Source organism: Streptomyces laculatispora, from assembly GCF_017353455.1.
Classification (GTDB): domain Bacteria; phylum Actinomycetota; class Actinomycetes; order Streptomycetales; family Streptomycetaceae; genus Streptomyces; species Streptomyces laculatispora.
Map to the genome: position 1 here is coordinate 1 of NZ_JAFMPZ010000502.1, position 25,470 is coordinate 25,470.

The window sequence follows — 25,470 nt, forward strand, 5'->3', positions numbered from 1 at the left end:
CGGCCCTGGAGCATCTTGTCCGGGGACGGGCCGATGCCGGGCACGAAGTGCGCGGGGCTGAAGACCGACTGCTCGGTCTCCGCGAAGACGTTCTCCGGGTTCCGGTTGAGCTCCAGCCTGCCGATCTCGACCGGCGGGTAGTCCTCGTGCGGCCACACCTTGGTGAGGTCGAACGGGTTGAAGCGGTACGTGGCCGCCTCGGCCGCCGGCATGATCTGGACCTGCACGGTCCAGGACGGGAACTCCCCGCGCTCGATGGCCTCGCGCAGATCGCGCTGGTGGCTGTCCGGGTCCTCGCCGGCCAGCTTGTTGGCGTCGTCCTGGGTGAGGTTCTTGATGCCCTGGTCGGTCTTGAAGTGGTACTTGACCCAGAAGACCTCGCCGGCCTCGTTGTTCCACTGGTAGGTGTGCGAGCCGTACCCGTTCATGTGGCGCAGCGTGGCCGGGATGCCGCGGTCGCCGAAGAGCCAGGTCACCTGGTGGGTGGACTCGGGCGACAGACCCCAGAAGTCCCAGACGTTGTCCGCCTCCTGCGAGCCGGTGTACGGGTCGCGCTTCTGGGTGTGGATGAAGTCAGGGAACTTGATGGCGTCCTTGATGAAGAACACCGGGGTGTTGTTGCCGACGAGGTCGTAGTTGCCGTCCTCGGTGTAGAACTTCAGCGCGAAACCGCGGGGGTCACGCACCGCGTCGGCGGAGCCGAGGTTGCCCGCGACGGTCGAGAAGCGCAGGAAGGTCTCGGTCTGCTTGCCGACCTCGGACAGGAACTTCGCACGCGTCCACTGCGAGACGTCGCGGGTCAGCGTGAACGTGCCGTACGCACCGGCGCCCCGGGCGTGCACGATCCGCTCCGGAATGCGCTCACGGTTGAAGTGCGCGAGCTTCTCCAGCAGCGACTGGTCCTGCACCAGCACCGGACCGCCGACGCCAGCGGTCTGGCTGTTCTGGTTGTCGGCGACCGGTGCTCCGGCCTCCGTGGTGAGCGGTCCCTGCGTCACGTGCGCCTCCTGCGTCATTCCTGCACATTCGTCATGTCGTCCCGGCGTGCACAGCCTGTCCCTTGGCCTACGCCGTTCCCGATCCTACAATGGACTTAGTCCAAGTCAAGCAGGCATCCAAAGTCACACCAGTTCGGAACACGACCCCTCCACTGTTAGGCTTGCCCCCATGAGTGACCTGTTGGAACGACTTCGTGGACGCGGCTGGCGCATGACTGCGCAGCGGCGCGTCGTGGCCGAGGTACTCGACGGGGAGCATGTACACCTGACGGCCGACGAGGTCCACGCACGGGCCGTCGCCAAGCTGCCCGAGATCTCCCGTGCCACGGTCTACAACACGCTGGGCGAGATGGTGACGCTCGGCGAGGTCATCGAGGTCTCCACCGACCGCCGGGCCAAGCGGTACGACCCGAACGCGCACCGCCCCCATCACCACCTGGTCTGCGCGACCTGCGGCGCCATCCGCGACGTGCACCCGGCGGGTGACCCGCTGGCCGATCTGCCGGCCGGTGAGCGCTTCGGCTTCATGATCTCCGGCGTCGAGATGACGTACCGCGGCATCTGCCCGAACTGCGCCGCGGCCGCCTGACCCCGTCCGCCCCTGAGCCCCGCACCGGAGATTCCGGCGCGGGGCCTCTTCGCGCTGTCCCGGGCACCGACTCCCGCGCACCCCCTTCCCGAATCTGACGGGTCGTCATATCGTCATCGGCGATCACCGCCGCCCCGCGGCGGCTCCGCACCTCGATTGCGCACGAGGAGAGACCCGTGGGAGACCCGCACCCGAACCCACCCCCCGCAGCACCGTCACCGCCGTCCACCGACGCCCCCAAACTCCGCGCCCGCTCCCTCGCCCGCTCCTTCGGGCGGGGAGCCAAGGCGCTGGCCGCCCTCGGGCCGGTCGATCTCGACATCGTGCCGGGCGAGTTCGCCTGCATCGTCGGCCCCTCCGGCTGCGGCAAGTCCACCCTGCTCAGGATCGCCGCCGGACTGCTGCGCCCCAGCGCCGGCGAACTGTCCATCCGTACGACAGCGCCCCGGCCGGCCGCGATGATCTTCCAGGACTACGGGATCTACGACTGGAAGACCGTCCTCGCCAACGTCCGCTTCGGCCTCGACATCCAGCGCGTTCCGCGCAAGGAGGCCGACGCCAGGGCGCGCGACTGGCTGTCCCGGATCGGGCTCGCCGAATTCGCCGGGGCCTACCCCGCCGCGCTCTCGGGCGGGATGCGTCAGCGGGTGGCGATCGCCCGCGCACTCGCCGTCGAGCCCGAGATCCTGCTGATGGACGAGCCGTTCGCGGCGCTCGACGCCCAGCTGCGCACGATCCTCCAGGACGAACTGCTGGAGCTCACCCAGACCACCCGCACCACCACGCTCTTCATCACCCACAGCCTGGAGGAGGCGATCGTGCTCGGGGACCGGGTGCTCGTGATGTCCGCCCGGCCCGGCCGGATCATCGCCGAGCGCCGCCCGCCGTTCGAGCGGCCGCGCACCGGCGACATCCGCTCGACGCCGGAATTCACCGCGCTGAAGAGCGAGTTGTGGGATCTGCTGCGCGGCGAGGTCCGCGGAGAGGCGGCCCTGGTATGAGCACCGCCGTGAAGTCCGCGGGCGGCGACGAGCAGGTGCTGGTCCGCAGGCCGGGCCCGCAGGAACTGCATCCCGTACGCACCCACCGCAGGCGCCGCACCCTCGAAATCGCGCTCGCCGTCGCCGTACCGCTGCTCCTGGTCCTGCTCTGGCAGCTGGCCGCGGCCAGGTCCTGGATCGACGACCGCGTCTATCCCGCGCCCTCCACGATCTTCGCGGACGGCTGGGACCGGGCCGCCGACGGAGAGCTGTGGCCGGATGTGTGGGCAACACTCAAGCGGGTCCTCGGCGGCTACGCGATCGGCACTGTCGCGGGCTACGCGCTCGGCCTGCTGATGGGTTCGCTCGCCCTGGTGCGGGCGGCGCTGGAACCGTTGCTCGACGCCCTGTACGTCGTACCGAAACTGGCCCTGCTGCCGGTCTTCCTCAATATGTTCGGCCTCGGCGAAGGGCCGCAGATCGCCCTGGTCGCCGCCACCGTCTTCTTCTTCGTCTGGATCTCGACCATGGCGGCCGTACTCGCCGTACCGGTCGGCCACCGGGACGCGGGGCAGGTCTTCGGCGCCTCGCCCTGGCAGATGTTCCGGCACGTGCTCCTGCCGGCCTCACTGCCCGCGGTACTGGTCGGCGCGCGGATCGCGGCCGGGGTGGCGGTGCTGGTCATCGTCGCGTCGGAGCAGATCGCGGCGGCCGACGGACTGGGCCACCTCATCTTCGACTCCCGGGCGCTGTTCCAGAACGATGTGATGTTCGTCGGCATCGTCTGTGTGGCGGTACTCGGTGTCGTCTTCTCCGAAGTGGTGCGGATCGCCGGCCGGCTGCTCACCCCCTGGGCCCCGCGCGACCGCGGCCGCAGCCAGTCGTGAACGGCCCACCTCGCTCCTCGTACGGAGGCACTGTGCGCACACGTACCCCCTTCACCTGCACCGTCGTGCTCGTGGCGGCATCCCTGCTCGGCGCGGCAGGCTGCGCCGGGAACGACTCGTCGGGCGGCGACACCGCCGACGCCGCGCCCCGCACCGTCAAGCCCGTCGCGGGCTGCGGCGCCGAGAGCTGGACCGATCCCTCGGACCTGGCGCCCGACCGCAAGCCCGCCCGCTGCGACAAGGGCGCCCCCGCCACCCGGCCGCTGGCGAAGAAGCGGAAGATCGTCCTGGCCACCGGGACGCTGAGCGCGGAGTACGTCGCACCGCTCCAGGTCGCGGTGGCCAAGGGCGAGTTCGCGAAGGAGGGCCTGGACGTCCACCTGAAGGTGCTCCCGACCCCGGACGCCCTGCCCCTGCTCGCCAAGGGGGACGTCGACGCCCAGTGGGCGGCGCCGGAGGCCGCGGTGATGAACGGCATCAACGGCGGCTTCGACATCAAATGGGTCGCGGGCAACTTCTCCCCCGACCCGACCTCCAAGAGCGGCCTGTGGGTGCGCCTCAAGGACGGCGAGAGCACCGGTCACGTCGATATGGCCGGCCGGAAACTCGGCACGATGATCGGCAAGGGCTCAGTGATCGCCTATCCGATGGACACCTCGCTGAAGAAGCACGGCGGCGGCCTCGACAAGATCAGCTTCCAGCAGCTCGGCTCCGCGGACGTACTGACCGCCCTGCAGAACGGGGGCGTGGACTCCGCCTGGCTGCTCGACCCGATCTGGCGCAAGGTGGACGGCGACAAGAAGTACGCGTTCCTCGGCGGCCAGCCGGTCGGCGAACCGCTCGGCGGGCTCCTGTTCGGCCCGACGCTGCTGAACAAGGACCCGGACGCGGGCGTCGCCTTCCTCCGGGCCTACATCCGCACGGTGAACACCTACTTCGCCGGCGACTACAAATCCGACCCCGCCTTCGTCACCGAACTCGCCGGGCTGATGAAGACCGACGAGGCCACCCTGCGGTCGACGCCGTCGATGCGGATGGACTGGGAGATCAGGAAGGGCACCACGGACCGGGTGCAGAAGGCGTACGCCGACTCGGGCGTCTCGACGGGCACGCCGGTACCGGAGGAGAAGGCCGTGGACCGCGCGATGTACGGCGAAGCGGTGGGCCACAAGCCCTGAGCCGGACAGCCTCGTGGGGCGCATGCACAGAGGGCCGGATCCTTGAAGGATCCGGCCCTCTGTCTTAAGTAGCGGGGACAGGATTTGAACCTGCGACCTCTGGGTTATGAGCCCAGCGAGCTACCGAGCTGCTCCACCCCGCGTCGTTGTGATCCCCACACTACGTCACCCCTCCGGACCAGCGCAAATCACTTCCCAGCCGCCGCTTCGGGGACGAGCCCAGCCGGCGATTCAGCACACCGGCCGGCGGCCGAGAACGCGGGGCGAATCAAGCCCGTCCGGCGGTTGAGGGCGAGGCGGGGCCGAAGGCACCGCGCCCGCCCCGTACACCCGCCCCGCACCCGCCTACGCGGTCAGCTCCTGGTGCAGCGCCTCGCGCAACCGCGCAGCCCGCTCCGAGACCTCCGCCGGCCCCAGCTCGACCGCCCGCGCACACCACCGCTGCCCCTCGGTGAGCTCCCCGCGGCGCGCGGCCAGCAGGGCGAGGCGCAGGGCCGCCCGCCCGTGCCCGTCGTTCGCGGCGCGGCTCCACCACAGCGCGGCCTCGCGCTCACTGCCCTCGCGGGCGAGCAGCAGACCGAGGTTGAAGGCCCCGTTGCGGCTGCCCGCCTCGGCCGCCTCCCGGTACCAGTGCCCGGCGCTCTCCACGTCGCCCCGGGCCGCGGCGAGCATCCCGACGCGCACCTGGGCCCGGCGGTGGCCCTGCTCGGCCGCACGCTCGTACCACTCCTCGCACTCGGTCTTCTCCGGCATCGGCTCACCCAGGGCGGGCGGTCCCGGCGGCGGCTGCCGCGAGTCCAGCACCCCGGCCAGCCGGAAGGCCGCTTCCGCGCTGCCGCCACCGGCGGCGCAGCGCAGATGCCGCTCCGCCTCCCGCTCCTCGCCGTGGTGGAGCAGCGCCATGCCGACCTGGAGCGCGGCCTCGGTGTGGCCGGCCGCCGCGGCGCGCTCGTACCAGAGCAGGGCGGCCCGGTCCTCGTCGCGCCCGGCGTGCAGGATGCCGAGGTTGAAGGCGGCGTCGACGCTGCCTGCCTCGGCCGCCTTGGAGAACCAGGGCTCCGCGCCGGTCGCGTCGCCCGCCTGGAGCAGGAGCACGGCCAGCGCGTTGGCGGCCTCCCGGTGACCGGCGTACGCGGCGCGCCGGTACCACTGCTCGGCCTGCGCCGTACGGTCCTGGGCCGCACAGAGCAGCCCCAGGTTGTACGCGCCGTTGACGTCTCCGGCGTCCATGGCCGCGCGGTACCAGCGCTCGGCGGTCTGCTGCTCCCCCCGGGCCGCGTGCAGCGCACCGAGCGCGTTGGCGGCGTTGCCGTCGCCGTCCTGGGCGGCGCGCAGCCACCACACGGCCGCGCTCTCCCGGTCGCCCGCGTCACGGAGCAGGAAGCCGAGCGCACACGCGGCCCGCGCCTCGCCCGCCTTGGCGGAGATGAGATACCAGCGGCCGGCCTCCTTCAGCTCGCCGCGCTGTTCCAGGATGGCGCCGAGGTGCAGGGCGGCACGCCGGTGGCCGCGCGCGGCCGCCTGCCGGTACCACTGCTCGGCCTCGCCGACCCGGCCCGTCCCGGGTCCGGCGACGGGGCTGTCGTCCTTGCGCACGGCTGCCCGGCCCCGGCCGGTGGCCGGCGCCTTGCCGTCCGTTCCGGTGCGGGGACCCAGTCCGGGGCGGCCGAACGCGTCGTGCGCGTCGTCCGCCGCGTTGCGCTCCACCATGCGTGCCAGCCGGTACGCGGCTTCGCGGTGCCCCTGCTCGGCCGCGGCACGCAGCCAGCGCTCGGCACCGACGTCGCTGCGGTGCTCCAGCAGGTCGGCGAGGGCGTACGCGCCCAGCGCGTGGCCCTGCTCGGCGGACTGGCGCAGCCAGTACTCGGCGCCGGGCTCGTCGCCGCGCTCGCGGTAGTGGCGCCCGAGGGCGTGTGCGGCGGCGGCGGAGCCGGCGACGGCCGCGATCCGCCACCAGTCGGCCGCCTCGTCCGGATACCCGCGCTGATGCAGGAGCACGCCCAGGTTGTTGGCCGCGGCACGGTCGCCGTCGGCAGTGGCCGCACGCAGGTAGGCTTCAGCGCCGGCCAGGTCGCCCCGGCGCAGCAGCAGCGCGCCGAGGACGCTCATCGACGCGGTGTCCCCGGCGTCGGCGGCACGCCGGTGCCGCGCCTCGTTCTCGGCGTTGTCCGCACTCTCTGCGGTCTCCGCGCCCTCGGCGTTCTCCACGCCGTCCGCGGACTCTGCGGTCTCTGCACTTTCGACGGTCGCGGCACACTCCGCAGTCTCGGCGGTCTCGATGTAGTCGTTGTACCGTGCGGCGGCGGCAAATGCCACATCCATCACGTTTTCCGCCGGATGGGCGTGACGCTGAACAAACCGCCCTGTCTCCAACAGAGTTGCCCTGTCCCCCATAAATACCATCGTCGCACCACCTGTAACCCGCGTACACCTGGTATATCGCGGCCAGCGAGGTCACTTCAGCGTTTTGTCGACTTGCCCACAGAGAGACAAGTCAAGCATGTCCTTCTCCAACTCGTGCCCCGTAAACCGCACTTCACGCCCACTGCACAGAAAAGTCACGGCGACACGACGAAGGCCCGGATCCTCGAAAGGATCCGGGCCTTCGTCTTTCAGTAGCGGGGACAGGATTTGAACCTGCGACCTCTGGGTTATGAGCCCAGCGAGCTACCGAGCTGCTCCACCCCGCGCCGTTGTGTTCAAACCGTACCACGGCGCGAAGGTGAAGCTTTACCGGGTTACTCAGCCGCCGCTGTCGGCACTCGCGGTGCTGTCAGGCTTATCGGCCTTGTCCGTCTTATCGGTGCTGCCGCCCTTGGGCTGGGCGGCAGCTGCCCGCTGCAACGCGTCCTGCAGATCCGTCTGGGCCTTGCCGTAGGCGGCCCAGTCCTGCTTCTTCAGGGCTGCCTCGCCTTCCGTATAGGCCTTCTGCGCATCGGCGATCGCCTTCTTCAGCGCGGCGTCGCCGGTGGCCGGCGGCGTCGTGGTGTCGCCCGGTGGCGGCGTGGTCTCGGCCGGTGGCTGGCTCGTGTCGGAGCCGTCCACCCCGAAGACCGCGTTGAGCGCCTCACCAAGGCTGTTCTCGAAGACGATCTTCGACCCGTACGAGGCGGCGACCTTGCGCAGCAGCGGATAGTTCTGCGTGCCACCGCGCGTGTACACCGGCTCGATGTAGAGGAAGCCCCCTTCGAGCGGCACCGTCAGCAGGTTGCCGTACTCGATGTCGGAGTCGGTGCCCTTGAGGTTTCTCACGAACTCGGCGACGTCGTCGTTGCCGTTGAGCTCACTCTGTACCTGGCCGGGGCCCTTCACCGTGGTGGTGACTCTCAGCAGTCTTATCGTGCCGTAGTCCTTGCTGGACGCATCGGCGTCCACCGCCATGAACGCCCCGAGGTCGGGCCGCCCCTTGGGAGTGAACGTCGTCGTCAGCGAGAACTTCTGAGCCGCCTGGTCCGGCATCTTTATGCTCAGGTAGTACGGCGGGACGGCACCGGACTCCTTGTTGGTCGGGTCGTCCGGGACCTGCCACGCGTCACTGCCGCTGTAGAACTGGGCGGGGTTTTCCACGTGGTAGCGGGTCAGCAGCTCGCGCTGCACCTTGAACAGGTCCTGCGGGTAGCGCAGGTGGTCCATGAGGTCCTGCGGGATGTCCGTCCTGGGCTGCACGGTCCCCGGGAACGCCTTGCGCCAGGTCTTGAGGATCGGGTCCTCGGTGTCCCACTCGTAGAGCTTGACCTTGCCGTCGTACGCGTCGACGGTGGCCTTCACCGAGTTGCGGATGTAGTTGACCTGGTTCTGCTGGGCGACGACCGCACGCTGGTTGGTGGTCAGCGAGTCGGCCGTGGTGTCACCCAGGGTCGTGCGCGAGGCGTACGGGTAGCCGTTGGTCGTGGTGTACGCGTCGACGACCCACTGGATGCGGCCGTTGACGACGGCCGGGTAGGCGTCGCCGTCGATGGTCAGCCAGGGGGCGACCGCCTCGACCCGCTCCTTGGGGGTGCGGTTGTACAGAATCCGCGAGCCGTCTCCGATGGCTCCCGAGTACAGGATCTGCGGTTCGCTGAACGCCACCGCGTAGGCGGCGCGGTTGAACGCGCTGGAGAGACTGACCCCGCTCTTGCCCTTGTAGCTGGTGGTCTTCTCGCCGTCCTCCTCGTAGTCGAGCTCCTTCTGGGGCCCGCCGACGATGGAGTACTGCTCGGTCTTCTCGCCGTAGTAGATCTCCTGCTGGTACGAGCCCAGCTCACCGGTGGTCGGCAGCCCTGACTCGGTGAAGTCGGGAGATCCCTTCGGGTTCTTGCCCGTCGTGGTACCCCGGGCGGCGATCGCACCGTAGCCGTGGGTGTACGTGAAGTGGTCGTTGATCCAGTTGCGCTTGGGGATGCCCTGCAGGTTGAGCTCGCGCAGACCGATGACCGTGTCCTGCTCCTTGCCGGACTCGTCCTTGTAGCGGTCGACATCCAGCGTCTTGGGGAACTGGTAGTAGTTCCTCTTCTGCTGGAGCTGCTGGAAGGCCGGGGAGACGACGTTGGGGTCCATCACCCGGTAGCTGGCCGCCGCGTCCGCACTGGCGCGGAGCTTCGTCTCGTCATCCGTGGTGCTCTTGCCCGTGTAGTCGTCGACCTGCGCGTTGTCGATGTCGTAGGCGTCCCGCGTGGCCTCGATGTTCTTCCGGATGAACGGGGCTTCCTTGGCCTGCTCGTTCGGCTGGACCTGGAACTTCTGGACGATCGCCGGGTAGAGCCCGCCGATCAGGATCGCGGAGAGGACCATGAGCCCGAATCCGATCACCGGAAGCTGCCAGGTGCGGCGCCAGAGCGTCGCGAAGAACAGCACGGCACAGATCGCGGCGATGCAGAACAGGATGGTCTTCGCCGGCAGGTAGGCGTTGGCGTCGACGTAGCGAAGGCCCGTCCAGTTGTCCGTGGCCTTGAAGTCGCTGGACTTCACCGCGAGCCCGTAGCGGTCGAGCCAGTAGGCCACGGCCTTCAGCGCGACGAAGATGCCGAGCAGCACCGAGAGGTGACCGGTGGCCGCCCCCGTCGCCCGCGCGCCGGGGCTGGTGATGCGCAGCCCGCCGTACAGGTAGTGGGTCAGCGCGGCGGCGATCAGCGAGAGCACCGTGGCCGCGAAGCCGAAGCCCAGCAGGAAGCGGTACCAGGGCAGGTCGAAGGCGAAGAAGGACACGTCCAGATGGAACTGGGGGTCCTTCTGCCCGAACGACACGCCGTTCACGTACATCAGCCAGGTGCGCCACTGGCCGGAGGAGGACGCTCCGGCGATCAGACCGACGAGCGCGGTGATCGCGAGCAGCACCCACTTCTTGTACGGGGCGAGGCTCATCCGGTAGCGGTCCAGGCTCTGCTGCTCCAGCGACATCGCGCTCAGCGGCGGCCGGAGCCGGTGTGCGAGCCAGATGTTCACGCCGACGGCGACGGCCATCAGCAGTCCGAAGACGAGGAACAGTCCGATCTTGGTCCACAGGGTGGTGGTGAAGACGGATGAATACGCGACCGACCTGTACCAGAGCCAGTCCGTCCAGAACCCCGCGAACATGACGAACGCCATGGCGAGAATCGCCAGGACGCCCAGTGTCATGAGCAGGGTTCGGGCGCGCCGGGACGGGCGGCCGACTCTGATCCGTGGCCCTGTCGGGCCTCCGCCGCGGTCCGGCATCTGGAAAGCCAACGTGCGCACCTCAAAGTTCGCGGTCGTGTTGAAGGGGGCCCCGCGATCGTAGAGCCCACCTATGCAACTTACTGAGGCTTTACCTAGTTCCCGTTCCCGGGGCGGAAGGAGGCAGGATGTTGTCCATGTCCAACGTTTCCCCCTCAGGCCCTCCGATGGCCGCGAGCCCGCTCACTGTCGCGGTGCTCGAAATCGACGAATACATCTCCGGTCTCGGCTGGGATCAGCCCGCCCGGCTCTTCGCTCTCGTCGACACCGCCCGGCTGCGGGTCCAGGAGCCGGGCCTCGCCGCCCAGCTCGGCCTCGACGGCGACGGCTCGAAGGCCGCCGCACTCACCCCTATTGAGCAGGAGGAGCTTCCCGCAGGTACCGCGCTGGACGAGTTCCTCGCCACGATCGCCTGGCCGGACGCGGTGGTCGGGTGCGCGATGACGGTGGAGCGGCTGATGCTGCCGCCGTCCGCCGAGGCCTCCGTCCCCGAAGGCCTCAACGACACCCAGCTGACCAAGTGGGTCGCCAAACACCCCGACCGCCAGGAGGTGCGGATGACCGTGGCCGTCCTGCGGGACGGCGCTCGGGAGTCGGCCGTGCGTCTGCGGGAGAAGGACTCGCCGAACGACGTGCTGACCGGGGCCGGTCTGGTGCCGGGGCTGGCCGAGGCACTGTCCGCGACCTTCGAGTCCTGACCTCGCCGGTCCGCCGCTCGGGGGACGCGGTCAGCCTGTCGAGCAGCTCGGCAGGCCGGCCGTGTCCCCCGAGCGGATCTTCTCCAGCGACTTCTTGGCGTCGTCGATCGTCTTGACCCGCACCAGGGTGAGTCCGTCGGGGGTGTCGGAGGCGGCCGACTTGCAGTTGTCGGTCGGGGTCAGGAAGTACCGCGCGCCGGCGTTGCGCGCGCCGACCAGCTTCATGTTGATGCCGCCGATCGGGCCGACCTTGCCCTTGTCGTCGATCGTCCCGGTGCCCGCGACGAACTTGCCGCCCGTCAGCTGTCCCGGGGTGAGCTTGTCGACGATGCCGAGGGAGAACATCAGACCGGCGCTCGGGCCGCCCACGTCGGCGAGCTTGATGTTGATCTCGAACGGGAAGGTGTGGTCCGTCCCCGCCTGGATGCCGACGATCGCGCGGTTCTCCTTGGGGGCCTTCTCGGTGGTGAGGGTGATCTTCTCGGTGCCTTCGGGCTCCTTGCCGGCCTTCTCGGCCGCCGCCGCGGTCTTGGCCGGGATGACCGTGAAGGTGACGTCCTGGCCGGGCTTGTGCCGGGTGACGAGCTTCGCGACGTCCTCGGGCTGCTTGACCGCCGTACCGTCGACGGCCTTGATCACGTCGCCGGCGTGCAGCTTGCCCTGTGAGGGGCTGTCCTTGATGACCGTGGAGACCACGACCCGTGACGACACCGGAATGCCCAGTTCGGTGAGGGCCGCGACCTTGGCGCTCTCCTGGGACTGGCTGAACTCCTCGGCGTTCTCCTGCGTCGACTGCTGCTCGGTCTTGCCGTCCGGGTAGAGCGTGTCGTGCGGTACGACGAGGCTGTCGTGCCCCAGCCACCCGTAGACGGCCTCCACGAGGTTCATGTTGTAGTCGGCGCCGGTCACCCTGACCGTCGTCATGTTGAGATGGCCGGACGTCTTGTACGTCTTGCGCCCGGTGATCTGCAGGACGGGGTCGCCGTCGACCTCGCCGAGCGTGTTCACGGTCGGCCCGGGGGACATCTCCGCGTACGGCACTTTGATCAGCACACCTGCGCAGAGCAGCGCGATCAGAACCAGGGTGGAGGCGAGCATCGTCGCGGTGCGGCGTGGCATGGAACGACAGTACGGGAAGCGTCCGTCTGTGCACCGCCGGGGCCGGTCCGTACGGGGCCGGGGCGAGGGCGCGAGGGGTGCGCCGGGGAGCCTCGGCGGGCGGTGCCGTGGTGCGGATTGGCGACCGCGTACGTTCGTCGCGACGTCAGACGTTCGATATCTGCTCGACCGGTTCCGAACCGGAGTGCGACTTCTCCATCGCTTCACGGAACCGGGCATAGCCGGCGAGCTCGGTGACGTCGCCGGTCGTGCGATTACGGGCGGCCCAGCTTCCCCATATCGCTGCGCCGATCGCAGCGCAAAGCGGAATCAACAACCAGGCGAGTGCTGCCATGACGACCTCCCTGCACCATGAGCAACCGCAACTGACCGATCAGCAGATTAACCATCTGCAGAGCCAACGCTCACGGCAGGGGTGCGGTTACGCAAATCGGGGGGGATATCCGCCCGACCGGTTTGCGCTCAGCAGGCGCCGACCCACTCCTCCGTACCGTCCGAAAAGCGCTGGTGCTTCCAGATCGGAACCTCGCGCTTGAGGTCGTCGATGAGCTTGCGGCAGGCCTCGAAGGCCTCTGCGCGGTGCGGGCAGGAGACCGCCACGACCACGGCGAGGTCGCCCACCTCCAGTTCACCCACTCGGTGGACAGCGGCCAGCGCCCGGACCGGGAAGGCGGCGACGACCTTCTCCGCCACCCGGCGCATCTCGTCCCGCGCCGAGGGGTGGCACGAATAGCCGAGCGCCCCCACGTCCTGGCCGCCGTCGTGATTGCGCACGGTGCCGACGAAGAGTGCGGTGCCGCCGGCGGCGTCGTCGCCGACGGCACGGAAGATCTCGTCCACCGACAGCGGCGTGTCGCGGATCTCCAGCAGCCGGATGGGGTCCTGTGCCGTCTGCTCGCCGGGGTGGTCGTGCGTGGATGCCATGCCAGCCATCGTGCCGTACCGCGCCGGCATCACGGAATAGCGCTTTCCGCTGGTGGGCCGCAGTCCCCCTTGGAGCCTCCTACAGACGCCGTCCCGCTGCCCGGCACCCTTCCCGGCAGCGGTACTAGATACGGCGGCGCGCCTTGCGGGCGCGCCGCACCAGGGCAGCGGTACCGAGCAGGGCCACGGTCGCACCGGCGGCACCGGCCGCGGTGGCGTCCTTGCGGCCGAGCCGGCGGCCGGCGACGGTGTGCCGTCCCTCCACCTCTTCGAGGAGCGCGGCGAGCACCTCCTCGTTGGTCCAGCTCGGGCGCCAGCCCGCGTCGTGCAGCCGGCTCACACTCACCACCCAGGGATGCATCGTGTACGCCAGATCACCCGCCGGGGACGGCGTGAGGCCGATCCGGTGCAGCCGGGCGGCGGCGCCGAGCGCGACGGCGGAGGGCAGCTCCATCCGGCGGACGCCGCTGATCTCCTCGACCTCCTCCTGTTCGAGCCAGCCGTCGCAGCCGACCGCGAACTCTCCGTCGATCCTCTCCAGCGCCGCGTACTCCAGCGCCGTGACCAGGTCGTCGACATGGCAGAACTGCCAGGTGGGACGCGATCCGGCGACAACGAGGAGGCGCGGTGACTCGAAGTAACGGGTCAGTGCCGTGTCGGTGCCGCCGACGAGCACCGTGGGACGGACCACGGTGACGTGGAGTCCGGGGTGGGCGCGGGGTGCGCGGCGGCCGAGCCGTTCGATCTCCAGCAGGTCGCCGACGCCGGTCGCCTCCGCGGTGGCCCGCAGTTCGGCGTCCTCGGCCAGCGGGATGTCGTTGTCGGGCAGTGCGCCGTAGACCATCGCGGAGGTGCACAGCACGACCCGGTGGACGCCGACGGCCGCTGCGGCGGTCAGCACGGTCTGGGTGCCGCGCACGTTGTAGGCGGTGCGGGCGGCGGGATCGGTCTCCAGGTCGAGATCGAGCGCCAGGTGCACCACGACGTCCGCGCCTCGCAGCTTCTCCGCGATGGCCGGGTCACGGACGTCGAGGATGTGCCAGGTCGCCTCGGAGACCTCCCCGCGGCGTTCGTCGATGGCGATGACCTGCTTGATCTCCTCGGAGGCCGCGAGCCGGGCCGCGAGCAGCTCGCCCACACCCGTCGCGGCTCCGGTGACGGCCACGACGGGGCCACGGCTTCTGGAGCGGCTCGGGACAGTCTTGTTCTCGGGCAGAGGGTCGGCCAGGTTTCGCGCTGCGCGAACCTGTGGATCTGGGGAACTCACCGGGCGTCTCCAGCGGTTGTCTTCAGTACGTACCCGAATGACGCGTACGTACCAGGTGGCGTCCATCCTGCCGCAGGCCGGGAGCCGACGGAGCACTGAGGCCCTGAGCGGACTTGGTGTCTACGCTGGATGGTGATGTCGGGCAGTCGCCGTCGGTTCGATCCGGCGGCCCTACGAGCCGAGGAAACCCGTGAGTGACACCCCATTCGGATTCGGCCTTCCGCCGGAGGAGCCGGACGACGGCGACAAGGGCAAGAAGAAGGACCCCACCGGAGGTGGGCAGGGTTCGGGCGGTCCGGCGAACCCGCTCGGCTTCGGCCCCGGCGCGGGCGGTGACAACCCCTTCGCCGCGATGTTCGGTTCGATGAACCCGAACGACCTGGGTGCCGCCTTCCAGCAGCTCGGCCAGATGCTGAGCTACGAGGGCGGTCCCGTGAACTGGGACATGGCCAAGCAGATCGCCCGCCAGACCGTCTCGCAGGGCAATGCGGACGGCACCAAGGACGCGAGCGTCGGTCCGTCCGAGCGAGCCGCGGTCGACGAGGCGCTGCGGCTGGCGGACATCTGGCTGGACGGCGCGACGTCGCTGCCGTCCGGTTCGGTCTCGACCGTGGCCTGGAGCCGTGCGGAGTGGGTCGAGGCGTCCCTCCCCGCGTGGCAGAAGCTGGTCGACCCGGTGGCCGAGCGTGTCGGCCTCGCCATGGGCGATGTGCTGCCCGAGGAGATGCAGGCGATGGCCGGCCCGCTGATCGGCATGATGCGGTCGATGGGCGGCGCGATGTTCGGCCAGCAGATCGGGCAGGCCGTCGGTGTGCTGGCGGGCGAGGTCGTCGGCTCGACCGATATCGGGCTGCCGCTGGGCCCGGCCAGCAAGGCCGCGCTGCTCCCGCTGAACGTCGAGCGGTTCGGCAAGGACCTGAGCGTGCCGCAGGACGAGGTGCGGCTGTACCTGGCGCTGCGCGAGGCCGCTCACCAGCGGCTCTTCGCCCACGTGCCGTGGCTCCGCTCGCACCTGTTCGGTGCCGTGGAGGGCTATGCGCGCGGCATCAAGGTCGACACCAGCAAGCTGGAGGACGTGGTCGGCCAGTTCGACCCGTCGCAGCCCGAACAGCTGCAGGAAGCTCTTCAGCAGGGCATGTTCCAGCCGGAGGACACCCCGGAGCAGAAGGCCGCCCTGGCCCGGCTGGAGACGGCGCTCGCGCTGGTCGAGGGCTGGGTGGACGCCGTGGTGCACGAGGCCGCGAAGCCCCGGCTGACCTCGGCGGACGCGCTCCGCGAGACGATGCGCAGGCGCCGTGCATCCGGCGGTCCCGCCGAGCAGACGTTCGCCACGCTGATCGGTCTCCAGCTGCGTCCGCGGCGGCTGCGTGACGCCTCGCGGCTGTGGGCCTCGCTCACGGACGCACGGGGTCTCGACGGACGCGACGCGCTGTGGGAGCACCCCGACATGCTCCCGACCGCCCACGACCTGGACGACCCGGACGGGTTCGTGCACCACGAGCAGCTGGACTTCTCCGAGCTGGACAAGATGCTCGGCGAGGCCGCGAACGGGCCGCAGAAGCCCGCGGCCGGCACCGAAGGCAAGGCCGGGCCCGGCCCGGACGAGGCCGACGGCAAGGCCGGGCCCAGTGCGGCGGAAGCCGACGGCAAGGACAGCAACGGTGCGGACGGCGCCGAAGGCGACAGCAAGGACGACACCGACAAGTGAGCCTGCACGACGACGCCGTTCTCGTACTGAAGAGCTACGGGAGCGGTGCGGACGACGCCCAGGAAGAGTTGCGCCGGGCCTATCTGGACCATCTGGCGCTGCATCCCGACGGCATGTGGAAGGCCTGCGGGACCGGGCACCTGACAGCCAGCGCGCTGGTCGTGGACCCGGAGCGCGGCAAGGTGCTGCTCACGCTGCACCGGAAGCTGCGGATGTGGCTGCAGATGGGCGGTCACTGCGAGCCCGGGGACGCCACGCTGGCCGGGGCGGCGCTGCGCGAGGCCGCGGAGGAGTCCGGCATCGCCGGTCTGACGCTGCTGGCGAGCGGCCCGGTCACCCTGGACCGCCACCCGATCCCGGCGCCCTGCAACTGGCATCTGGACGTCCAGTACGCGGCACTGGCACCGTCGGGTTCGACGGAACGGATCAGTGACGAATCGCTGGACCTGCGCTGGTTCACCTACGACGAGGTCGCCGGGGTCGCCGACTCCTCGGTGGTGCGTCTGGTGGAACGTACGCGGGCGGCGCTGGACGGCGTCCGGTAGCGGGAACGACGACAGCACGGGTAAGGGGCGGCCTCCTGAGAGGCCGCCCCTTACCCGTGCGCCCACCGCACCCGGCCGCCCGTTCCGCGCCGGGTCGGTGTGCCGTGGCTCAGTTCCAGGCGTTGTTCTGGTTCTGGGCGTGAACCCCCTGCTGGCCCATGCCGAACTGGGCAGCCATTCCCTGGCCGATCTGGGCGCCCTGCGGCGGCAGCACCTCGCTCGGCTGGACCAGGGCGAAGCCCTGCCCGAGGAAGCTGAGCTCCCAGCCCTCGCCGGTGTTGCCGCGTCGGCGCATGACACCCGAGGAGTGCGTCTGGGCCTGCATCTGCACGCGCAGGGAGCTGGACCAGGCGACGACGGCGTCCGCGTCGGCGTTGACGTACTTGTCGGGCGTGACCTGCATCATCAGCGGCTGGCCGGAGGTCATCAGAGCGACCTTGCCACTGCCGGAGATGTTGAGCTGGTACTTGCCGGTACCCGAGATGCCGTACTGGCTGTCCACCGCGATGACCTCGGTGTGGAGCGACGAGTCGAGCGCCAGGACATAGGCGCTGTCCACCGTCATGCCGTCGCGGTCGACATCCACCACGTGGACGTACTGCGCCAGGTTGGCGAGATAGACGGTGCCCTGCCCGGAGCAGCGCATCAGGTCGAGGCCCTCACCGGTGCTCGCGCGGGCCCGGCGCTGTCCGTGCGACTGGTACTCGCCGTCGAACTCCATCAGCCCCTGGTACGCGACCATGGCCCCCTTGCGGGCGAGGACGTCGTCGTGGCCGGTCAGCGAGACCCGCAGGAGCTGCGGGTTCTGAACCGCGTACCGGTCCTGGGACTGCTGTTCCGTGTAGCTGAAAAGCGGACTCTGCATGGTGTGTTCTCCCTCCCCGTCAGTTCCGGACCCGCAGGCGGTCGGTACTGTCCTCGCTCGGCTGGACGACGACGATCCCCTGGCCGGAGAAGGCCATCTGGAACGCCTCTCCGCTGCCCCGCCCTATGAGCGAGGAGGCCTTGAAGCTGCGCTTGCCCTTCACCTTCAGGTTCGGGGACCACGCCACCAGGGCGTCCGGGTCGACGTACGTCTCGTCCTCGCCACGCCCGCAGTCGACGACGATCGGCGTGCCGCGGGAGGTGATGGCGACCCAGCCGGTGCCGGAGATGCAGACGTTCCACAGCCCCTGGCCGGCGAACTTGGCCAGCCCCTTGACTCGTTCGACACCCCAGGTGAGATGGCTGTCGAAGGCGAGGACATTGGTGCCGTTGACCGAGAGGGAGTCGTTGTTGAGATTGATGACGACCACATCCGCGCCGTAGTCGGCGAGGTAGAGCAGTCCGTCACCGGCGCACTTCATCAGGGGCGTGCCCTCGCCGGTGATCCACTGCGAGGCGATCTGGCGGACGGCGGGCGGGTTGGGCTCGTACTGGACGAAGCCCTCGTACGCCACCATCGAGCCGGTGCGCGCGTACAGGTCCTGGCCGGTGGCCATGGCGACCTTCAGCATCGAATGGCCGTGGTTCTCCATCCGGGCCGTGACGGGGGTCGGGGCGTAGCCCGCGAGTTGCTGATTCATGACGGGCTCCCTCAGACCTCGTAGGGCTGGACGACGATGAAGTTGCCGGGTGCGCCCCGGAACTGGAGATTCACGGTCTCTCCGCTGTGTCCGGGGTAGGCGTTGCGGCGCAGCCGGACCTGGCTGGAGACGATCACCTGGGACGCCGACGACCACGCCACCACGGCGTTGCAGTCGGCGAAGGTGGTCGGGGTGACCGGCAGGACGACCGGCACACCATGGGTCTTGACGACGACGGTGCCGGTGCCCTGGAACTGCATGGTGAACAGGGCGCCTCCGGGGATGCCGTGGCCCTCGATCCTGCGGACCTCGTGCTGCAGCGACTCGTCGAAGGCGAGGACGTTCTCCGCGGAGACGCAGATGCCGTCGCCCTGGAGCTCGACGGCGTGCAGGTGGGAGCCGTCCTCGGCGAGGAAGACCTGCCCCCGGCCGGTACAGCGCATCAGCTGCATTTCCTGACCCGTGGCGTTGCCGACGATCCGGCCTGCGAAACCTGCGCCCTTGTAGCCGAAGTCGACCTTGCCCTGGTACATCACCATGCTGCCCTGCCTGGCCAGCACTCCCCCGCCGCCGTTGGTGAGGTCGACACGCATGAGCTGCTGGTTCTGCGCGGTCCAGCGCTGGCCGGTGGCCGTCTCCTTGTACGGCTGGAGCGCGGCCAGGAGACCTGCCCCGGTCTGCGGCGCCCCTTGCGGCACACCCTGCGGCATTCCGGGGGGCTGCTGTCCGTACGGGGCGGGAGCCGGCTGTCCGTAGGGTGCGGGCGGCTGTCCCGGGACCTGCCCGAACTGCGGCTGCTGGGGCGGCTGCCCCGGCTGTCCGTACGGAGCGGGTGCGGGCGGTGGCGGGGGCACGGCGCCGCCCTGCGGGGCCAACGGCGCCACGATGGTGGGCGCGGCATGCATCTGCTGCTGCGCGGTGGGCACCGACGCGGATGCTGCCGGTCCGCCGAAGGACGGCGCGGGCTGCGGGACCTGCGGTGCGGCCGGGGCGCCGAACGACGGGACGGGCGCCTCCTCGGCGACCTCGCCTCCGAAGTTCTTCAGCAGCGCGTCGAGGCCGCCGTCGAAGCCCTGGCCGACGGCGGCGAATCGCCAGACGTCCTTGAGGTAGAAGTCACCCAGCATCACCGCGCGTTCGGTGGTGAACTCCGAGCCGGTGAAGGAGTACCTGACGACTTCTTCGCCACCCGCGACGATCCGGATGTATCCGGGGCCGACCTGTGCCATCTGTCCGGCGCCGTCCAGCGTGGCGGTGAACGACAGCTTGTGGATGCTCGCCGGAATGCGGTCCAGAGTCACGCGGAACGACTCGGTGTCACCGGCCTGGGCGCCGAGGAGCTGAATGGACTCCTCGGGCGATTTCGGCTGATTGAAGAAGATGAAATACCGGTCGTCGGAGAGCTGCTCATTGGCATCGAGGCCGAAGCAGCTGATGTCAAAGGTCAGTCCCGGGGCGGCGATCTGCACACCTACGTACAGGTCCGTCCCCGGCGTGAGATCGCTGATCTTGGCCTTGTGGCCGCGTTGGAATTCCCTGGCCATGCGTAACGACCGTCCCCCATCCGGAAGCTGAATGCGTCGCGTCAGGCTAACCGCAAAGTCCGGCCCTGGGCCAAGCCGGTACAGACCCGGTACAGAATCGCCGAACGTCACTCGCCGCGGGCGGCGGGCAGGTGCGGCAACCGGTCGGCCGCCACCACCCCTTCGAGATAGCCGCGGGCCCGCTCCGTACGGGGGTAGGCGTCCAGGAGCCGCCAGAACCGCGGACCGTGTCCGGGCACCAGGAGATGGGCCAGCTCGTGGACGAGCACGTAGTCGACGACGTACTCCGGCATGCCCTGCAGCCGGTGCGACAGGCGGATGCTGCCCTCGGCGGGGGTGCACGAACCCCACCGGGTGTTCTGATTGGTCACCCACCGCACCGAGACGGGTCTGGCCCTGCCCTGCAGATACTGCGCGGACAATCGCTCTGCCCGCTCGGCGAGTTCGCTGTCGCCGAGAATGCGTCTGCTCTCCTGGGCGGCCAGCTTGTCGAGCATCACACTCACCCAGCGCTGCTCCTCGGCCTCCGACATCCGGGCGGGAATCAGCACAATCGTGCGGTCACCCTCCCGGTACGCGGAGACCGTTCTGCTGCGGCGGGAGCTCCTGCGGACCTCGACCGCGCTCGTCGCCGAGCCGCGGGGCGGGTGGTCTGCCGCGCTGCGCTGATGGATTCCGGCGCTGCGCGCGGGGGACTCCCCGGCGAAACCGGGTGACGGGTCGGCGGGCACGGCACGACGTTACCCGCTGCCAGTGGGGGAAGTCCCGTCTCCCGAACGGTTCACACATGATCCACCCCACGGCGTCCACCATTTGAACGACTAATACCCCCCACCTGTGGATAACTTTCCACCCGCTTCCGCGGCCCGTTGCATTCTGGCAATGGATCTCACGCAGCCACACAGACCGGGGGAAGCCGTGCATCCGATGTTGAAGCCCGCACTGCGCCGCGCATGGCGCGGCCGCGGCACCGTCCAATTCGGCGTGACGCCCGCACATGCGGTGAAGGTCGGCCCGATGGATATCGCGACAGGCTGTTTCCTGGAGCTCCTCGACGGAACACGCGGGATGCCGCTGTTGCGCGAAGAGGCCAGGGCGCTGGATCTCACCGAACACCAAGTGGACACACTCGTCGTGCGGTTGCTGGACGCGGGGCTCATCGACGATGTGCGGGCAGGCGGACCGGAAGCCGATGCGCTACGGAACCGGGCGGAAGTCATGGAGCGTCACCGGCCGGACCTGGCATCACTCTCCGTCGTGCATCCCGAGCCAGGCGGCGGGATGCGCCGGCTGGCCGCCCGCCGCTCCATGCGCGTCCAGGTACGGGGAGCCGGCCGGGTGGGTGCGGCCATCGCCGCGGTGCTGTCCGGATCCGGGGTGGGGCACGTCGAGGTTCTGGACGGCGGATGCGCCGAGCCGTGCGACGTCTCGCCCGGGGGCCTGCCGCCCTCGGCGGCCGGAGAGCGCCGGGACACCGCGGCCCGGCAACTGGTCCGGCGCTCGGCCCCCGGTCCGGCACCTCGGGCGGCACAGTCGTCGGGCGGGCCCGCGAGCGGCGAGCCCGGCCTGTCCCTGATCGTGGTCGCCCCTCGCGAGAGCCTGTCCGCCTACGTCCCCGATCCGGGCACCGCCGAGCCGTGGATCGCCTCCGGCACACCCCATCTCTACGCCGGGGTGATCGAGGCCACCGGATTCGTCGGGCCCCTGGTGCTGCCGGGAGGCACGGCGTGCGCGGGTTGCCTGGATCTGCACCGGCGGGACCGGGACCCTCAGTGGCCGCGGATGCTGGCCCAGTGGCAGTCCGGGCGGCGTACCGCCGTGCAGGCCTGCGACCTGGGCCTGGCGACCGCGGTGGCGGGTCTGGCAGCCGCACACGCGCTGGCCTTCCTCGACGGAGAACTGCCCGCCTGCACCGGGGCCCGATGGGAGGCCGCGCTGCCGCTGTTGGACTGGCGGTCGGAGCAGATCCGGGCACACGTCGACTGTTCCTGTGGAGCGGGTGGGCACACTGAAGGGGTGCGCACCTCCGGGGCCGGCACGGCGCACGACACAATGGCCGGGTAGCCGCCGCACGCAGCGCGGCAGTCTGGGATTTGGAGGGGCATATGTCTGATCTTCCCCGGAAGGCGGTCACCCGAACCGCCAAGCTGGCCGCGCTGCCTTTGGGGTTCGCGGGCCGCGCCACCTGGGGGCTGGGCAAGCGCATCGGCGGGAAGTCCGCGGAGCTGGTCGCCCGCGAGGTACAGCAGCGCACCGCCGACCAGCTCTTCAAGGTCCTCGGCGAGTTGAAGGGCGGGGCCATGAAGCTCGGACAGGCCCTGTCCGTCTTCGAGTCCGCCCTGCCCGAGGAGGTCGCCGGCCCCTACCGCGCGGCCCTCACCAAACTCCAGGAGGCCGCGCCTCCGATGCCGGACAGCACGGTCCACGAGGTGCTGGCCGAGCGGCTCGGTGAGGACTGGCGGGAGCTGTTCCTGGCGTTCGAGGACAAGCCGTCGGCCGCCGCCTCGATCGGGCAGGTACACCGGGCGGTGTGGCACGACGGGCGGGACGTGGCGGTGAAGGTGCAGTACCCGGGTGCAGGGGAGGCGCTGCTCTCCGACCTGACCCAGCTCAGCCGGTTTGCCCGGCTGCTCGGCCCGCTGATTCCCGGCATGGACATCAAGCCGCTGATCACGGAGCTGCGCGACCGGGTGTCGGAAGAACTGGACTACGAGCAGGAGGCGCAGTCCCAGCGGGAGCATGCCGAGGAGTTCGCGGACGATCCCGATGTCGTGGTCCCGGGTGTGGTCCACCAGTCCGACCAGGTGCTGGTCACGGAGTGGATCGACGGTGTGCCGCTGGCCGATGTGATCGCCGGCGGAACCGCGGAGCAGCGGGACCGGGCGGGGCAGCTGCTGGCCCGGTTCCTCTTCTCCGGCCCCGCGCGCACCGGGCTGCTCCACGCCGACCCGCACCCGGGCAATTTCCGGCTGCTGCCCCCGGACCCGGCCGGCACGGCGGACACCGGCGACGCCGACGGCACCGGGGCGGCTCAATGGCGGCTCGGTGTCCTCGACTTTGGAACGGTGGACCGGCTGCCGGGTGGGCTGCCGCAGACCATCGGGGACTCGTTGCGGCTGACGCTCCAGGACGACGCGGACGCGGTGTACGAGCTGCTGCGCGAGGAGGGCTTTGTCAAGGATTCGATCGACCTCGCACCGGACGCGGTGCTCGACTACCTCCGGCCGATCATCGAACCGGCGCTGGTGGAGGAGTTCGCCTTCAGCCGGAGCTGGCTGCGCAATCAGGCCGCCCGGATAGCTGATCCGCGCTCCCCCGCCCACCAGCTGGGCAAGCAGCTGAATCTGCCGCCCGCCTATCTGCTGATACACCGCGTGACGTTGAGCACGATAGGGGTGCTGTGCCAGCTCGGCGCGACGGTCCGGCTGCGCGAGGAGCTCGAATCCTGGCTGCCGGGGTTCCTGCCGCAGGAAGAGCAGGAAGCGGAGGAGCAGGCCGAGGAGGAATGGCCCGAGGATGCTCCGGCCGAGTTCGAGACGGCGGAAGAATCGGTGGACGGGTTCGAGGCGGTGGACGAGCCCGTGGAGGGCGTCGCGGCCGGCGCGGAGGTCAAGTAGCGGCCGGCCGGGTCACCACCAGGCGGAGTCGAGGCGGCTCTCGATGGCCCTGATGTGGGTGCGGGCGCAGTTGTCACAGAAGTAGCTGAGGCTGCCGTTCTCCACGGAACAGAGCCAGGTCGGCGGTGCGTTGTCGCTCCCGGCTCCGGTACCGCACAGGGCACATACGACGCCCTCGGTGCCCGTCGTTTCGGGGCGCTGCGTCTCCTCGTCCACCTCGTGACGATAACTCCACCACCGCGGTCCGGCACGGCACCACACAGCACGGCCTCGGGGCCGGTCCGAGTGGACCGGCCCCGAGGCAGGGGTGGTGATGTGGGTGCTGGGTACTGCTTGCTGCGGGTCAGAGAGCGGCTGCCCCGCAGCGGTCCTGCTGATATTCGGTACTACTGGTGATCGGTCCTGCTGGTATTCGGTCCTGCTCGGCTCAGTGCATGACCGCCATGGCCAGCGCACGCCGGGCACGCATCGAGGCGCGCTCGGCCCGGCGCTGCATCCGCCGCGCGTTGATCAGGCGCATGGCCTGACGTTCCGCGTCGGCTTCCCGCAGGCGGTCGTGCATATGAGCACGAGCCAGGGCTTCTGGGATGAGTTGCATCTCACGGGTCCTGTTCTGACGCGAGTCGTTCGCGCCGATGATGGTGACGTCCGGTGTCGCGGAGCCGACGGGCTCCCTCGTGGGGATGGTCATTGGTTCCTGGTTTCGGGGGTCATGGGTCTGGGGACGGTCGATGGTTCCGATGCGCTTCATGGGTTTGGGGGCCGGAACCCCCAGGTCGGCGATCACGCCGCGACCGGGTTCTTGCGCGGACGGCCCCGCGGCCGCTTGCGAGCAACGACAACGCCCTGGATGAAGAGCTCGCCACCCCAGACACCCCACGGCTCGCGGCGCTCCTTGGCGCCGGCGAGACAGGCCTCGACGAGCGGGCAGGTGCGGCAGAGGGACTTGGCGTGCTCGACGTCGGCCGGGGACTCGGCGAAGAAGACCTCGGGGTCGTAGGAGCGGCAGGGGACGGGCACGCCGAGGTTCTCGATGGCGTCGTCGAGCGCGGTGAGCGCAGTGAGCGGGGTCAAGGTGGAGTCCTCCGTGAGGCCGGGCGGGGGGATCGTTTCGGAAGGCGGTACGGACGGGGCGTGCGCTTCGAGTTGCACGGTGGTGGTGTCCTCGTCTGGTCGTTTCCGGCCTGTTGGCCGGGGGCGGCTGGTACCAGGTGTTGCTTGTCCCGAGGCTCCTTCGAGCTGTCTCGTCCGTTCGGACAAAACAAAAGAGCCGCGGATCCCGAGTGGGGTTCCGCGGCCCTGAAGGCGCCGGCCTGATGGTCGATCAGGCTGGATCTCTCCAGGGTTCAGGCCCACGGAAGGCCCACATCGTGTGGTGGTGCGTCGTCTGCTTCTTGGCTCCGGCTTCCGCTCCCGCACCGACGGCCGCAAAGGCATAGGCCTGGGCCTGTCCCTTCGCTACTGCTGCTGCCGGTGCCTGGATCGGTCGCTCATTACGCTCCCGCTCGGGAAGGCTCACCAGGGACAGCGGGCTGACGGCGGAAATGCCGGACATACCGGTGCCACGCAGGGAAGACGTCGAAGAGCAGGCGAGGCCGAGCGAGCAGGCGGAGACGACCGAGAGATCGGTCATTTTGTTGGTCTCGATGATGCTGATCACTTCAATCGCCTCCTCTCGGCGTCTCGGGGGGACCGGCATAGCCGGTCCTACGTATTTGGATAAGTACAGCACAGGATCAGGGCTTCAGAGAAGTCGCTGTTCCCGTGGTTAAGAACCTATGGTGACGACTGGGGCGGGCGCAAACTATTTTTGCGACGAGTTTTTCTCACATCTCCTCGTCGGCCTCCGCGGGCTCCTCCACCCCGTCCCCACCTGCGCAGATGTCCAGCACGGCGGCACCGAACCGGCCCAGCTTCCGCGCGCCGACCCCAGGGATCCCAGCCAGTTCGCCCTCGCTGCCGGGCACCGCCTCCGCGATGGCCATCAGCGTCTTGTCGGTGAACACGCAGTAGGCGGGCTGGCTGATCTCCTGAGCCCGCACCGCGCGCCAGTCGCGCAGCCGCTCGTACAACGCCTCGTCCATGTCGGACGGGCAGTCGTCGCAGCGCATCAGCTTCATCTCACCGGCGTCGGTGAGGGTCCTGCCGCACACCCTGCACAGCGCGGGCCCGCGC

25 protein-coding genes and 2 tRNA genes are annotated in these 25,470 nt (G+C 69.8%); 9 read left to right on the forward strand and 18 right to left on the reverse strand.

Annotated features, from left to right (window positions below; genetic code table 11):
• The coding region (locus tag J1C73_RS25670) for a catalase (RefSeq protein WP_207318478.1) at positions 1–1,016 on the reverse strand (1,016 nt) is incomplete at its 3' end.
• Positions 1,017–1,167: 151 nt separating this feature from the next.
• Between J1C73_RS25670 and J1C73_RS25675 the strand changes: the two genes are divergently transcribed.
• From J1C73_RS25675 to J1C73_RS25690, 4 genes are all read left to right on the forward strand, one after another.
• Entirely contained in the window at positions 1,168–1,587 is a 420-nt protein-coding gene (locus J1C73_RS25675; protein ID WP_123461537.1) for a Fur family transcriptional regulator, read from the forward strand.
• A gap of 176 nt (positions 1,588–1,763) precedes the next feature.
• A complete protein-coding gene (locus J1C73_RS25680) occupies positions 1,764–2,588 on the forward strand; it encodes an ABC transporter ATP-binding protein (protein WP_207318479.1) in 825 nt (274 codons plus the stop codon).
• Entirely contained in the window at positions 2,585–3,454 is an 870-nt protein-coding gene (locus J1C73_RS25685) for an ABC transporter permease (RefSeq protein ID WP_207318480.1), read from the forward strand. Before J1C73_RS25680 ends, J1C73_RS25685 begins: the two co-directional genes overlap by 4 nt.
• A 32-nt stretch (positions 3,455–3,486) precedes the next feature.
• A complete protein-coding gene (locus J1C73_RS25690; RefSeq protein WP_207318481.1) occupies positions 3,487–4,632 on the forward strand; it encodes an ABC transporter substrate-binding protein in 1,146 nt (381 codons plus the stop codon).
• Between the two features lie 69 nt (positions 4,633–4,701).
• Here the strand turns inward: J1C73_RS25690 and J1C73_RS25695 are convergent.
• From J1C73_RS25695 to J1C73_RS25710, 4 genes are all read right to left on the reverse strand, one after another.
• Positions 4,702–4,775, reverse strand: a tRNA-Met gene (locus tag J1C73_RS25695).
• A gap of 202 nt (positions 4,776–4,977) precedes the next feature.
• A complete protein-coding gene (locus J1C73_RS25700) occupies positions 4,978–7,035 on the reverse strand; it encodes a tetratricopeptide repeat protein (protein ID WP_207318482.1) in 2,058 nt (685 codons plus the stop codon).
• A gap of 213 nt (positions 7,036–7,248) precedes the next feature.
• Positions 7,249–7,322: transfer RNA gene (locus J1C73_RS25705), tRNA-Met, on the reverse strand.
• A 52-nt stretch (positions 7,323–7,374) separates the two neighbouring features.
• Positions 7,375–10,308, reverse strand: coding sequence for a UPF0182 family membrane protein (locus tag J1C73_RS25710; RefSeq protein ID WP_207318495.1), 2,934 nt, complete (start codon positions 10,306–10,308; stop codon positions 7,375–7,377).
• 128 nt (positions 10,309–10,436) lie between these two features.
• Here J1C73_RS25710 and J1C73_RS25715 point away from each other — a divergent pair, with 128 nt between their 5' ends.
• Positions 10,437–11,006, forward strand: a complete 570-nt coding sequence (locus J1C73_RS25715) for a PPA1309 family protein (RefSeq protein WP_242644696.1) — start codon at positions 10,437–10,439, stop codon at positions 11,004–11,006.
• Between the two features lie 30 nt (positions 11,007–11,036).
• Here the strand turns inward: J1C73_RS25715 and J1C73_RS25720 are convergent, their stop codons facing one another.
• The 4 genes from J1C73_RS25720 to J1C73_RS25735 form a co-directional block, all read right to left on the reverse strand.
• On the reverse strand, positions 11,037–12,125 hold the full coding sequence (locus J1C73_RS25720; RefSeq protein WP_123461531.1) for a YlbL family protein: 1,089 nt from the start codon (positions 12,123–12,125) through the stop codon (positions 11,037–11,039).
• Between the two features lie 145 nt (positions 12,126–12,270).
• Positions 12,271–12,459, reverse strand: a complete 189-nt coding sequence (locus J1C73_RS25725) for a hypothetical protein (RefSeq protein ID WP_207318483.1) — start codon at positions 12,457–12,459, stop codon at positions 12,271–12,273.
• Between the two features lie 128 nt (positions 12,460–12,587).
• Positions 12,588–13,049 carry a molybdenum cofactor biosynthesis protein MoaE gene (locus J1C73_RS25730; RefSeq protein ID WP_123462458.1) on the reverse strand — a complete coding sequence of 154 codons (462 nt, stop codon included), beginning with the start codon at positions 13,047–13,049 and terminating at the stop codon, positions 12,588–12,590.
• Positions 13,050–13,173: 124 nt separating this feature from the next.
• Positions 13,174–14,316, reverse strand: coding sequence for an SDR family oxidoreductase (locus J1C73_RS25735; protein ID WP_207318484.1), 1,143 nt, complete (start codon positions 14,314–14,316; stop codon positions 13,174–13,176).
• Positions 14,317–14,506: 190 nt separating this feature from the next.
• Between J1C73_RS25735 and J1C73_RS25740 the strand changes: the two genes are divergently transcribed.
• Together J1C73_RS25740 and J1C73_RS25745 are read left to right on the forward strand one after the other, a co-directional pair.
• Positions 14,507–16,024: a zinc-dependent metalloprotease gene (locus tag J1C73_RS25740; RefSeq protein WP_207318485.1), complete on the forward strand. Its 1,518-nt coding sequence runs from the start codon at positions 14,507–14,509 to the stop codon at positions 16,022–16,024.
• Complete coding sequence (locus J1C73_RS25745; RefSeq protein WP_124284991.1) at positions 16,021–16,569, forward strand: NUDIX hydrolase; 549 nt, start codon at positions 16,021–16,023, stop codon at positions 16,567–16,569. Before J1C73_RS25740 ends, J1C73_RS25745 begins: the two co-directional genes overlap by 4 nt.
• 109 nt (positions 16,570–16,678) lie before the next feature.
• Here J1C73_RS25745 and J1C73_RS25750 read toward each other — a convergent pair whose 3' ends face one another.
• From J1C73_RS25750 to J1C73_RS25765, 4 genes are all read right to left on the reverse strand, one after another.
• Positions 16,679–17,434 carry an AIM24 family protein gene (locus J1C73_RS25750; protein ID WP_207318486.1) on the reverse strand — a complete coding sequence of 252 codons (756 nt, stop codon included), beginning with the start codon at positions 17,432–17,434 and terminating at the stop codon, positions 16,679–16,681.
• Positions 17,435–17,453: 19 nt separating this feature from the next.
• Positions 17,454–18,134 carry an AIM24 family protein gene (locus tag J1C73_RS25755; protein WP_207318487.1) on the reverse strand — a complete coding sequence of 227 codons (681 nt, stop codon included), beginning with the start codon at positions 18,132–18,134 and terminating at the stop codon, positions 17,454–17,456.
• An 11-nt stretch (positions 18,135–18,145) separates the two neighbouring features.
• Positions 18,146–19,678: a TerD family protein gene (locus J1C73_RS25760; RefSeq protein ID WP_207318488.1), complete on the reverse strand. Its 1,533-nt coding sequence runs from the start codon at positions 19,676–19,678 to the stop codon at positions 18,146–18,148.
• 107 nt (positions 19,679–19,785) lie between these two features.
• The gene (locus tag J1C73_RS25765) at positions 19,786–20,409 is read right to left on the reverse strand and encodes a M48 metallopeptidase family protein (protein ID WP_207318489.1); all 624 of its coding nucleotides are present in this window, start codon (positions 20,407–20,409) and stop codon (positions 19,786–19,788) included.
• 187 nt (positions 20,410–20,596) lie between these two features.
• Between J1C73_RS25765 and J1C73_RS25770 the strand changes: the two genes are divergently transcribed.
• Together J1C73_RS25770 and J1C73_RS25775 are read left to right on the forward strand one after the other, a co-directional pair.
• Positions 20,597–21,742 (forward strand): ThiF family adenylyltransferase, encoded by a 1,146-nt coding sequence (locus J1C73_RS25770; protein WP_207318490.1) that lies wholly within the window; start codon positions 20,597–20,599, stop codon positions 21,740–21,742.
• Positions 21,743–21,783: 41 nt separating this feature from the next.
• The gene (locus J1C73_RS25775; RefSeq protein WP_207318491.1) at positions 21,784–23,295 is read left to right on the forward strand and encodes an ABC1 kinase family protein; all 1,512 of its coding nucleotides are present in this window, start codon (positions 21,784–21,786) and stop codon (positions 23,293–23,295) included.
• A gap of 12 nt (positions 23,296–23,307) precedes the next feature.
• Here the strand turns inward: J1C73_RS25775 and J1C73_RS25780 are convergent, their stop codons facing one another.
• The 5 genes from J1C73_RS25780 to J1C73_RS25800 form a co-directional block, all read right to left on the reverse strand.
• Positions 23,308–23,511: a hypothetical protein gene (locus J1C73_RS25780; RefSeq protein WP_207318492.1), complete on the reverse strand. Its 204-nt coding sequence runs from the start codon at positions 23,509–23,511 to the stop codon at positions 23,308–23,310.
• Positions 23,512–23,722: 211 nt separating this feature from the next.
• Positions 23,723–24,046: a putative WhiB-interacting protein gene (locus J1C73_RS25785; RefSeq protein WP_123462456.1), complete on the reverse strand. Its 324-nt coding sequence runs from the start codon at positions 24,044–24,046 to the stop codon at positions 23,723–23,725.
• Positions 24,047–24,078: 32 nt separating this feature from the next.
• A complete protein-coding gene (locus J1C73_RS25790) occupies positions 24,079–24,447 on the reverse strand; it encodes a WhiB family transcriptional regulator (protein ID WP_123461519.1) in 369 nt (122 codons plus the stop codon).
• Between the two features lie 172 nt (positions 24,448–24,619).
• Positions 24,620–24,955: a hypothetical protein gene (locus J1C73_RS25795; protein WP_207318493.1), complete on the reverse strand. Its 336-nt coding sequence runs from the start codon at positions 24,953–24,955 to the stop codon at positions 24,620–24,622.
• Positions 24,956–25,121: 166 nt separating this feature from the next.
• Positions 25,122–25,470 (reverse strand): HRDC domain-containing protein (locus tag J1C73_RS25800; RefSeq protein WP_207318494.1); only part of this gene is annotated, 349 nt, incomplete at its 5' end.